This window comes from Terasakiella sp. SH-1 (assembly GCF_004564135.1).
In the GTDB taxonomy this organism is placed as follows: domain Bacteria; phylum Pseudomonadota; class Alphaproteobacteria; order Rhodospirillales; family Terasakiellaceae; genus Terasakiella.
In genome coordinates this window covers 202,472-214,444 of the sequence record NZ_CP038255.1, presented here as the reverse complement: position 1 = coordinate 214,444, position 11,973 = coordinate 202,472, and the positions used below count along the sequence as shown (strand labels likewise).

Annotated in this window: 9 protein-coding genes; 3 read left to right on the top strand and 6 right to left on the bottom strand. The window is 48.5% G+C overall.

Annotation, left to right across the window (positions count from 1 at the left end):
• Positions 1-3 precede the first annotated feature (3 nt).
• Positions 4-1,083 (bottom strand): ABC transporter substrate-binding protein, encoded by a 1,080-nt coding sequence (locus E4K71_RS00975; RefSeq protein ID WP_167730178.1) that lies wholly within the window; start codon positions 1,081-1,083, stop codon positions 4-6.
• A 249-nt stretch (positions 1,084-1,332) separates the two neighbouring features.
• On the opposite strand from E4K71_RS00975, the gene E4K71_RS00970 reads away from it, so the two are divergent.
• On the top strand, positions 1,333-2,295 hold the full coding sequence (locus E4K71_RS00970) for a DNA-binding response regulator (RefSeq protein WP_135075241.1): 963 nt from the start codon (positions 1,333-1,335) through the stop codon (positions 2,293-2,295).
• On the opposite strand, the gene E4K71_RS00965 is transcribed toward E4K71_RS00970, so the two are convergent.
• The 5 genes from E4K71_RS00965 to E4K71_RS00945 all read right to left on the bottom strand — a co-directional run bounded on the left by E4K71_RS00965 (position 2,285) and on the right by E4K71_RS00945 (position 8,756).
• The gene (locus tag E4K71_RS00965) at positions 2,285-4,837 is read right to left on the bottom strand and encodes a PAS domain S-box protein (RefSeq protein WP_135075238.1); all 2,553 of its coding nucleotides are present in this window, start codon (positions 4,835-4,837) and stop codon (positions 2,285-2,287) included. The genes E4K71_RS00970 and E4K71_RS00965 overlap by 11 nt on opposite strands.
• Positions 4,838-4,854: 17 nt before the next feature.
• Positions 4,855-6,054: an FIST N-terminal domain-containing protein gene (locus E4K71_RS00960; protein WP_135075235.1), complete on the bottom strand. Its 1,200-nt coding sequence runs from the start codon at positions 6,052-6,054 to the stop codon at positions 4,855-4,857.
• 91 nt (positions 6,055-6,145) lie between these two features.
• On the bottom strand, positions 6,146-6,871 hold the full coding sequence (locus E4K71_RS00955) for a response regulator transcription factor (RefSeq protein ID WP_135075233.1): 726 nt from the start codon (positions 6,869-6,871) through the stop codon (positions 6,146-6,148).
• A gap of 225 nt (positions 6,872-7,096) precedes the next feature.
• Positions 7,097-7,462: a response regulator gene (locus tag E4K71_RS00950; protein ID WP_135075230.1), complete on the bottom strand. Its 366-nt coding sequence runs from the start codon at positions 7,460-7,462 to the stop codon at positions 7,097-7,099.
• 181 nt (positions 7,463-7,643) lie between these two features.
• Positions 7,644-8,756 (bottom strand): substrate-binding domain-containing protein, encoded by a 1,113-nt coding sequence (locus tag E4K71_RS00945; protein ID WP_167730175.1) that lies wholly within the window; start codon positions 8,754-8,756, stop codon positions 7,644-7,646.
• A 339-nt stretch (positions 8,757-9,095) separates the two neighbouring features.
• On the opposite strand from E4K71_RS00945, the gene E4K71_RS00940 reads away from it, so the two are divergent.
• Complete coding sequence (locus E4K71_RS00940; protein ID WP_135075224.1) at positions 9,096-10,172, top strand: hydrogenase small subunit; 1,077 nt, start codon at positions 9,096-9,098, stop codon at positions 10,170-10,172.
• Positions 10,172-11,962, top strand: coding sequence for a nickel-dependent hydrogenase large subunit (locus tag E4K71_RS00935; protein WP_135075221.1), 1,791 nt, complete (start codon positions 10,172-10,174; stop codon positions 11,960-11,962). The genes E4K71_RS00940 and E4K71_RS00935 overlap by 1 nt, the downstream gene beginning before the upstream one ends.
• Positions 11,963-11,973 lie beyond the last annotated feature (11 nt).

The window sequence follows — 11,973 nt, the reverse complement described above, 5'->3', positions numbered from 1 at the left end:
TGTCTACTCCAGGCGCAGATGCTCAATCGCACCATCTGGGGCAAACTGGGACAGGTTAAAATCCCCCACATCCAGTGCATCATGTTTTTGATCTGAAAACGGCGGGTTATATACCCGGACCAAACCATGATAGGTAGGCAAGCTTTCCAAGGCCGTGCGAATAGAGGGACGATCCGTCGATCCGGCTTTTTCAATGGCACGCGCCAACAAATGGGTCAAGTCATACGCATGAGCCGTTCCCACAGGGGCAAAAATGGAACGCACATCTTTCACATCACGATAGCGTTGTAAATATGCATTGATCACATGTTGGGCTTTAGACTCTTTCTGGCGATCAATAAAGGAATAGGTTTGCAGGAATGTCAGATCGGTTTTGGCAATGGCCTGTTTGGCCGCATCAAAAAAAGTCCCCCCGGTAATCCCCCAGTGCGACAGGATGGGAATGCGTTCATGTTCCGGGCGTGCAGCCATGGCTTCAACAATTGCCATACCTTCCGGTGCATTGGCCACCAGCAAAATCGCCTCCGGCTTTGATTTCATCACATCGTTTAAAGCATCCGCAGCCGTGGCTGTTCCCCAATGAAACCACGACAGTGCAACCGGGCGTATCCCCTTGGCTTCCAAAGCCGCCTTCATCGCCCGTTCATTCGAACGTCCCCAGCCGGTATTTTCCAATGCCAGAGCAATGCGTTTGAATCCACGTGCCAGGGCTTTTTCAACCAAAAACCCCCCGGCATATTCATCACGCACAGACAGGCGAAAGACATAATTGGGGCGATAACCATTTTCCACAACCGGTGTCCCTGCCGCCCAAGGGGACAGGTAAATCATTTTATGAACATGAATATTCTTTAATTCATATAAGGCAACGGGGGTATGCAATCCCCCAACCACGGCCACCAGATCATCAATTTTGGCAAAATCATCAATATTATCGGCCCCTCGGGCAGGATTCCCATGATGATCTTTGACCAATAATTGCAAAGGACGCCCTAAAACACCGCCTTTAGAGTTAATTTCTTCAAGAGCAATTTCAATTCCCCGCTGAATTGCAATGCCGGAACGCGCAGACCCAGAACTCATATCTGCATCCAAACCGATAAAGACAGGATTGGCGCCAGCTGAAAAAGAATAAAAGAAGATGAATAATATCAAGGTGATATAAATTCTTTTAAATCTTTCCATTCTTCCGACACCTTTCTTGGGCACAATATCCATATAGAGCATGGAACAGTTTCTGTAGTTTATGAATGAAATTCTATTCCCAAATGGGGACAGCAGGTCTTGAGTTTCTGATTTTATGCGCTAATCTGTGGCAAAAAAGGAGATTACATGGAAGAGATCAAACCCCGCATTCTGTTTGTTGATGATGATGCCCTCTTGCTGGAGGCATTGCGTCGCGGCTTTATGCGTTCCCATCGCAATGACTGGGAAATGACGTTTGAATCTTCACCGGAAAAAGCCATTGAAATGCAAAAAGAGGCTCCCTTTCATGTTGTCGTCACCGACCTGAAAATGCCAAAGATCAATGGCCTGCAACTGGCAACCCATCTCAACGATATTGATGCTTCCACCCAATATGTCATGCTGACAGGAACGGCTGACCTGAATACGGCAATGGATATTATCAATAAAACACCCATTTTCCGTTTTTATACAAAACCTTGCCCGGCAGCTGACCTTGGCAGGGGAATTGAGGACTGCCTGAACCGTTTTGAGGCCCTGAAATCCCCAAATGCCCAAAGTGCCGAAATTGGCCTGCATGTACTGGATCGCCTGCAAGTTGGTGTGATCATTTGTGATACAGATGCCCGTGTTCTCCACCTCAATCAGTTTGCTGCTGAAATCTGTAGCGAACAAGATGGGCTCTCCCTTGATAGCGGCAACTTTATTCGTAGCCTGTCCAGCACCAACAGAAACGAACTGCAAGACGCCATTGCCAATGGCATTGAGACTGAAACCGCCCTGTCCCTTGAACGAAACAGCAGTGAAACCTCCCTGCGCATCATCATTTCGTCCATTGATGGCAAGGTGTTGATGTTGGTTGCAGACCCGGAAAAACACAATCCCCCCAGTGTGGAGAACCTGCAAGACCTCTACGACCTGGCCCCATCAGAAGCCCAGCTTTTACGCCTGATTATTCAAGGCTATTCGTTACAGGAAGCCGCCCCTATTCAGGGCATTACCGAAGGGTCGGCCCGGACCTATTTAAAACGGATTTTCTCAAAAACCAATACCAGCGGTCAGCCTGAACTGATCCGCACCGTGTTGCTCACCCCAAGTTTTAAAGAATAGGGCTCTGAACCTCTTCCCCCATCACTTCATTGATGGTTTCAAACATGTCTGTCAGGTCAATCGGTTTGGCAATATACCCATCCATCCCGGCATCCAGATATGAAAGCACATTCTCTTTCATGGCATCAGCACTGGCTGCAATAATCGGTACAACCGCCTTCTCGCCTCGCATTTGGCGGATCAGGCGAGTGGCTTCAATCCCACTCATTTCCGGCATGCGAATATCCATCAAAATCAGGTCGAAGTCTTGCTTGTGATAACGGTCAACGGCTTCGATGCCATTATTGGCAACACTGACGCAATGGCCCACCTTTTCCAACAGCTTCTGAATTACAACCTGATTAATCTTATTGTCTTCGGCCAATAAAATATTCAAGATACGATTGGCTTTATAATGTGTGCTGGTTGGTAAGGATTTCTCGTGAGACACTTCAGAAGATGCCTGCTCATAAGGGATGGTAAACCAGAAAGTACTGCCAACCCCTTCTTCACTCTCCACCCCGATTTCCCCACCCATCAGGTGGGAAAGACGCCGACAAATGGCAAGCCCCAGCCCCGTACCTTCAAATTTTCGTGAAATAGACGCATCAGCCTGCACAAAATCCTGAAACAATCGGCTGAGCGTTTCTTTTCCCATACCAATGCCCGTATCCTGAACACTGATCTTGATCATGGGGCTATGGGTGGGGGCAGCAGCAGGCTGCAATTGCGCATAAACCGTAATGGTGCCTTCACGGGTAAATTTCAAAGCATTGCCAAACAGGTTGACCACAATCTGGCGCAAGCGGGTCGGGTCCGATTTCACATCACGCGGCAGGTTTGGTGCGATATGGACCTCGACCTCAATCGGGAAACCTTGCGGGCGGGAACGCTGTGTTTGTTCAACGGTTTCACGCACCAGCTTATGAATGTCAAAATCCATACGCTCAATCACCATTTTCCCGGCTTCAAGCTTGGACATATCCAAAATATCATTCAACAGGCGCAACAGGGAATTGGTCGATCCCTTGATATTTTGCACTTTCCCCAGACTGTCTTTAGGTAAATCATCATCCAGCAACAAGTCGGCATAGCCAATCACCGCTGTCATGGGGGTGCGGATTTCATGGCTCATGGATGCCAGAAATTCAGATTTGGCCTCACTGGCCCGGTCAGCCTCGTTCTTGGCCTTGACCCGTTCGGTAATATCGGTCTGAATACAGATAAACTGAAACGGCTTGCCCTCATCATTCATGAAAGGGACGATGGTGTTATCCAGCCAAAAGGTTTCCCCGGCCTTGGTCAGGTTCCGGCTTTCGCCATGCCAGGTCTGACCGCGGCTCACCAAGGCCCAGATATCGTCATAGGTTTGGTCAATGTAATCTGCCGTTTCCAGCATACGGTGGTTGCGACCAATCAATTCATCAGCATCATACCCACTGATTTCACAAAATTTTTCATTCACATACGTGATCGTGCCATCGTAATCAGCGATACTGACAATAGCATGTTGATCCAGTGCATATTTCTGGAAATCCAGCTCACGCACCTTACTCGCCAAAACAGTTCTGTTTTGGTTGAGTTCTTCTTCATGTAATTTACGCTGGGTAATTTCCTGCCCGGTACCCAGATAACCCTGAAAAATATTATTTTCATCAAAGATCGGTGTCCCGGAAATATTCACCCAACGCACATCCTTGTCATTCAGATGCGTCGAATATTCCAGATTTTTGAACGGTTTCTGATTTTCAACAAGTTGACGGTGTTCGCGCCATTTTGGACTGTCTGCTTCTTTTTGACTTGGAATAATATCCCAGCGACACTTGCCTAATACCTTCTGTGGATTAATCCCGGTGGTTGTTTCAAAACGTTCTGATAAAAAAGAAAAACGATGTTCCTGATCGGTTGACCATAACCAGTCCGAAGATGTTTCACTATAGACCCGCAAGCGTCGCTCACTATTGCGCAAGGCACGTGTGCGTGTCTCCACCGCCTTTTCCAGCCCTTGACGATCCTCCAGGTTAATCAACGCCTGCGTCACCAGTGGAGCAAATTTTTCAAACATGGCAACATGTTGTTTATTAAAGAACCCGCTTTCTGAGTGGGTACAGACCAACAACCCATTCAATCGCGGACTGGCAACAGATACATGCAAGGCCGATGTCACCTTGTCCAGAACCTCTTGGGGTTGACGGCTCCATTCCGGGATCATCCTGACATTAAAGCTCGCCAGCGTATGACCTTGTAAGACACGGGCAAATGTCTTTTCCGGCTGCCAATATGTATGGGTAAACAAATCATCCGTTGCACTGACGACGGCATAATCCCCATTTGCCTCTTCCAACAGAACAAAGGCATATTCAAATTCAATCAGGCTATTAATGGTCGACAGCAGTTTTGGGAAAACCTCTTCCAGACTCCGCAACGAATTCAGCAGCGTAATCCCGTCCAGCATAACTTCCGCAATTTTACGTTGCTGGCGTTCGTGTTCCCGTGCTGCTTCCAACTCCAAAATGATCGCTCGCAAGTCTTCATTTTGAAGTTTGTTGTAGTCATCAATCAAACTGAGGTCCCTACGTCTTAACCTTTGGTCGCAAAGTTCACCGCTGAAATCATCAAGTTGCCGTGGCCATTTTTGCCATTATTAAAACAACCCTGTTCCCCAAATGTAAAGCCCCCCAGAAACGGTGCATCTCCCAAGGCGCCTTTAATCGAAGAAACAACTTCATCTTTCTGTTCACCGACACTGAGCATACAGCCTGCACAATAGATGATCAATGCCCCGGCTGTTTGTGTCGTATCATCTGTGCGCATTTCCTGTGCTGTTTTAGCCACACGGCCTGCACGGGCAATCAGTCCATCGCGCGCACCGGTCATACAGACGATTTCATCCCCTTCGCTGATATTGGTGAACAGGTTCAAACGCCCACCTTCGCCAATAGATTCCGGATGGCTGAGGTTAAAATAATCCACGCCCCCCACATTACCGACCACACGGCCCAATGGCTGGAAGGTGGTATCCATCAAGACATTCCCGCCTTCTTTGAGCTGTGTCTCAATTACCCCTCCGCTCCAGTCGTTATAGACTTGCGCGGCTGGCTGACCATCAATTTCAAGGATTGAGCGCCCCTCTGCACGGGTAACGGTACCAACTTTATCGGTTGGAGAATACCCGTTATGGAAATATCCATTCACTTCATCTGAGGGATAAAAGGCGGCCAGTGTCACCCCATTTTCCACCACATCCTGATTGGCGATCAGCGACCAGTTGCCCGCCACCGTATTATCGGCAGCACTGCCCCCAAAGATCGGTACATCTGCACCAATGACATTTGTAATGCCTTCAATCACCTGTTCTTCACACCCTGGTGAAGATGTCAGCCAAACCAAGGATGGGGTTTCTCCCATCCGGCCACTGTTTTCAATGGCTGCCAGTAATGCATCAGTTGCTGCCTGGTTGGGGTCTTCCCCCATATCGGCATGCCCAACACCAAAATCACCATCGTGATCGGCCATCGCCAACACGCCAATGGCATAACCATCTTCCCCATGAATCCCTTCATCGGTCATTACAAACTGACAGGATGAACAGCCTTGTAACTGTGCGGTTTCAAACTGCCCGGCCAAATCGGCAGCAATTTCTTTGGCATTATAATTTTCAGTATAGAAAGCCATCATATAATCGGGATTTGTTCCCAATTTTTTCTGGATCTCTTCCCCAATGGCTTCTAACGCTTTGCTTTGGTCTTTTTCGACCGAATAAGCTGTCACTATTTTCATGACCGCCTCCCTTGTTCCCGCTTCGGTTTTAGCCGATAAGGGGCATAACTGTAAATAGATTTAAACCCTAAGGAAAAGTACGTAAGGGGGCTTATCCCGCATTCTGGGCAATTTCACCCAGCGCTGTAAAGGCATAGCCAAGACCATATACCGTTACAATCGGCAGACTTTCCCCAATCTCACGCTCCACTTTGACCCGTAAGCGACGCACCGCAGTTTCCAGATTGCGACGTGCAAATTCCGTGTCTTTTTTTCCAAGTTCAGACAGAATTTCACTGCGTTCCACAGGTTCCCCCGATACTTTGAACAAGCTTTTCAGAATCCCGACTTCCTGTCGGGTCATTTTCAGAGTATTGCCTGTCGGGGTGGTCAACTGCCAGGTCAAAACATCCAGCGCCCAGCCTTCAGCCTCATTTTTTTGCTCAGCACTGCCTTGGTCCTTGCGCAAGCGGCGCAAAACACTTTGGACCGTTGCCTCAACAACAGATAGATCACTGGATTTGGATAAATAGGCATCTGCGCCGACCCGCAACCCTTCAACCTGATCCTGTTCAGTCGTATGGTGCCCTGTCAGTATGATGATGCCGATATCCGATTTCTGCCTTAATGCTGAGGCAATATCCAATCCGTCTTCGGCTTCGCGCACGACATCCAGAATAGCGACATCAAACACTTCTTTATCAATAAGTTCAAGCAACTGGCACCCGGTCTCAACACAAGAAACCCGATAGCCTTTTGAGCTGAAAAAATCAGCCAACGAACGGGCATAAAGTTCGTTATCATCCGCAACGATAATGTGAGCGTTCACTTGTTTCATTTTTTAAGTTTCAGTGCCCCGCGATTAAAATCGCTTATACTGTTCCTATTCCAATACTCACCCCTGAGTGGGGCTCATTATATAAAAGAACTGCCATAACAAAGAAGCAAAACATGCAAAATGTCGGAATTTGATGGATTTCGGGCCTTCTTTAGCCTTGTAATAAAAAAGGCCACTACGCATTACAGCATAGGGCCTCTTCACCTTTACAACCATAAGCACAACTTATGATTTTGTCATCTCCACGATCTTTTCTTTCAATTCTTCCATTGGAAATGGCTTGTTGTAAAAAGGCACCTTCATTCTTTCAAATTCCGCCTTCGCAGCATCATCACATTGACCTGACAGGACAATGGGTTTCGTCTGCGGATATTCTGCCAAAATCTTTTTGACCAATTCCTTACCATCTACGCGTGGCATCATGACATCGGTCACAACCACATCGACTTTCTCAATACGATTAAGGATATCAATGGCTAAAGGTGCGCAATCGGCAAACAAAAAAGACCAGTTATCCCCCATATGGCGGAAGCTGCGTTTCATTGCCCCAAGGACATTAATTTCATCATCGACAAAAAGAATTGTTGGCATCTCAAAAGGCCCCTTTTACAGCACACGAAATCCAAGTCTTGGGCATTGTACCGTTTTTTGAGTGTTAAAACAGTCCCCATATAGGAATAATCGCACCACAAAAAACCGATACAACCCGATAAGTCCGCCCTTCATCATAGAACGTGACAATAAAGGTTATAAGGGAAAAAGAGAGATTGACCTAATTAATTAATGTGGATTGCAAAACACCTTCAACATCACTGCGCCACCAGCTGGAATATCGAAAAGCCCTTTTCTTGAGTTTTTCAACATCCTGCGGCGAGGTCGTTTTATCAACCAGAACAATATCACCAGAATAGATCAAAGGCACTTCAGAGCTACGCCCGGACATATCCAGATAAATGGCCTCAGCCATAGCCACACCATTATCATCATTCATGCGCATCACCGTGAAATCCAGCTCGCCTTTTAACAGGGCATCCAGCTCATCACCGCCGCCCCCCCAGCCATTGACACTGACCTGATCCAGCTGCCCGGTTTCTTTTGCCGCATCAATCACCCCAAGGGCAATATCGGTCGAACAGGCATAAATATAGCGGGGTAATTTTTGACGGGAGATCAAATGCAAGGCTGCTTTGCGCGAACGTTCCCGGTCAAAATCCAGATAATAAGACACTGTGGGATGGGCGTTGTGATCTTTTGCCACCCGATCCCTAAATGTATCTCCACGCGCCGCACTTACAAAACCGCGTGATCCATAAAACAGGGCATAATCGGTTCCCTTGGGAAACTCTGCAATAAACTTGTCTGCAAGCAATTGGCTCCCAACCGCATGATCAAACCCGACATACAGGAACGGCTGATCGCTGCCCCATTGTTTTAGCGGACGGGTTGCATTTTGAATAATAACTTTGGGACGCCCTTTTTTGATCAATCGCTGAATAATGCGTTCATGGCGCACCGCATCCAGTGTAAAGACCAGATAGTCTGGATCATTTTGCAAGGCTTTTTCGATAATTTTTTCCTGTAAACGAACTTCAACAGCAGGTTTGGTAAAATGAGGTGTGATGCGATAAGGCAGTCGCTGTTCTTTCAGGCGCGCCTCAAAAGAAGACACACTTCTGCGCCAATAATCACTGGCCTGAATGCCGGGATAGATTACCGCAATTTCAATGGGCTTTTGAAGATGTAAGGAATGTTCCGTCACATCCGATCGTACACGCTGTGCAAAATGGTCTACGACCTCAACCTGCGTTGGATTCAGGGATAAATATTCATCATAGGACCAATAATTCTGTAAATCCGTTTCTGCCTGCACTGTTACAGCATACAAAAAACATATGCAGCAGAGATATATGGGGAACTTCACCGTATCCTCCCTTTCAGTCCAGCCCGCCCTTAAAAATGGTTATTTTTGATTGTCTTTTTCAGTTAATCGGTCAGTTGGGAGTATAGCATATTTTCCAGCAAATGCCTAAAGCCTATCTGAATTCCCCAATAACCGGAAAGAGACTTTCCACCCCACCCTTTAGGTTGAAAGCTCCGCTTACCCTACTGCCCCAGTAAAACAGATAAACCCCTTATAAAACAATTAATTAATAAACTGGCACAAGCCTTGCTGATAAGTCCCTAACGCCTGAAATGGTGTGAGGATTATTAAGGGAGGCATGATATGCACGAAACATTTTACGAGGTCATGCGTCGCCAGGGCATTACGCGACGTAGTTTTCTGAAATATTGCAGTTTGGCCGCTGCAGCTTTGGGGTTGGGGCCAAGCTTTGCACCAAAAATCGCCCATGCGATGGAAACCAAACCCCGCATTCCTGTGCTCTGGCTGCATGGTCTGGAATGTACCTGTTGTTCAGAATCCTTCATCCGTTCTGCCCACCCGCTGGCAAAGGATGTGGTTCTGTCCATGATCTCCCTTGATTATGACGATACCATCATGGCCGCAGCCGGCGATCAGGCCGAAGCCATCATTGAAGAAACCATCCAGAAATATGATGGTAACTTCATTCTCGCCGTTGAAGGCAATCCGCCATTAAACGAAGACGGCATGTATTGTTTCATCAACGGCAAACCCTTTGTGGAACAACTGAAACATACCGCAGAACATGCCAAGGCGATCGTGTCTTGGGGCTCTTGTGCGTCATGGGGCTGCGTGCAGGCCGCACGTCCAAACCCGACCCAGGCCACCCCGGTTCACAAAGTCCCCGGTCTGGCCAACAAGCCGATCATCAAGGTACCGGGCTGTCCGCCGATTTCAGAAGTCATGACAGCGGTCATCACTTATATCCTGACCTTTGAAAAGCTGCCGGAACTGGACAATCAAGGTCGCCCCAAAATGTTCTATTCCCAGCGTATCCACGACAAATGTTATCGCCGCCCGCATTTTGATGCCGGACAGTTTGTTGAAGAATTCGATGATGAAGGCGCACGCAAGGGCTACTGCCTTTATAAAGTCGGCTGTAAAGGCCCGACAACGTACAACGCCTGTTCCACCACCCGCTGGAATGGTGGCATTTCCTTCCCGATCCAATCCGGTCATCCCTGTATTGGTTGTTCCGAAGATGGCTTCTGGGATAAGGGCGGTTTCTATGAACGCCTGAGCAATGTTCACGGCTTTGGCATTGAAGCCGATGCCGATGAAATCGGGGGCAAGGCCGCCGCCATCGTTGGTGGTGCCGCAGCCATCCACGCCGCTGCCAGTACAATCAAACGCGTAGCCCAAAAAGGAGATGATGCCTAATGTCTACAGTAAACACACCTAATGGCTTTTCTTTGGATACATCCGGGCAGCGCGTTGTTGTCGACCCTGTCACCCGGATCGAAGGCCACATGCGCTGCGAAGTTAACATTGATTCTGAAAATGTCATTCGTAACGCCGTTTCCACCGGGACCATGTGGCGTGGCCTGGAAGTCATCCTTAAAGGTCGCGACCCACGCGATGCCTGGGCCTTCACCCAGCGTATCTGTGGTGTTTGCACCGGAACACACGCCCTGACATCTGTGCGTGCGGTTGAAGATGCCCTCAACATCGACATTCCGGAAAATGCCAACTCCATTCGTAACATCATGCAGCTATCCTTGCAGGTTCATGATCATCTGGTGCATTTCTATCACCTACACGCATTAGACTGGGTGAACCCGGTCAATGCCCTGAAGGCTGACCCAAAAGCAACCTCTGAGCTGCAACAAAAAGTCTCCCCTCATCACGCCAAATCCTCTCCAGGCTATTTCCGTGATGTACAAACCCGTATTCGCAAGTTTGTAGAAAGTGGTCAGCTGGGTCCATTTAAAAACGGCTATTGGACAAACCCAGCTTATAAATTGCCGCCAGAAGCCGACCTGATGGCCGTCACCCACTATCTTGAAGCGCTTGATTTCCAAAAAGAGATCATGACTGTGCGGACCGTCTTTGGCGGAAAAGATACCCACCCGAACTGGCTGGTGGGCGGTGTGCCCTGTGCCATCAATATGAACGGGGCAGGTGCACCGATTAATATGGAACGGTTGAACTATGTGCGCCAAATTGCAGAGCGTGCACGCAAGTTCATCAAGGATGTCTACATCCCTGACCTGATTGCCATTGGCAGCTTCTATAAAGACTGGCTCTATGGGGGCGGAATTTCCGGCACGAGCGTACTGTCTTACGGCGACATTCCTGATAAGGCCAATGATTATTCAGCCGCCAACCTGATGATGCCACGCGGTGCGATCATCAATGGCAATCTGAAAGAAGTGCACCCGGTTGATCTGCGTGATCCAAACGAAATTCAGGAATTCGTTCCCCATTCCTGGTATTCCTACCCGGACGAGGCCAAGGGTCTACATCCGTGGGATGGGGTCACAGAACCAAACTTCGATCTAGGTGCCAACTTCAAAGGGACCAAGACCAACATCAAACAGGTGGATGAAAACGCCAAATATTCATGGATCAAGGCACCACGCTGGAAAGGCCATGCCATGGAAGTCGGCCCACTGGCGCGTTACGTTATTGGCTATGCCCAAGGTCATGAAGTCATCACCGATCAGGTCAACCGCCTGCTTAAAACACTGGATGCGCCGGTGGATGCGCTGTTCACCACATTAGGTCGCACAGCAGCGCGTGCCCTTGAGGCCGAATGGTGTGCCGATATGCAGCTGTACTTCATCGACAAGCTGATCACCAATATCAAAAATGGTGATACGGCAACGGCCAATTCCGGTAATTTTGATCCCAGCACATGGCCGACAGAGGTTAAAGGCGTTGGCTTTACCGAAGCCCCGCGTGGGGCCTTGGGTCACTGGATCCGCATCAAGGATACCAAGATCGACAACTATCAATGTATCGTGCCAACCACATGGAACGGTTCGCCTCGTGATAATCAGGGCAACATCGGTGCGTTTGAAGCCGCCCTTCTCAACACCAAGGTGGAACGCGCAGAAGAACCTGTGGAAATCTTGCGTAACCTGCATAGTTTCGATCCCTGCCTGGCATGTTCAACTCACGTCATGTCTGAAGACGGTGATGAGCTGGCAGTCGTCAAAGTTCGCTAAGGAGGTGCGCC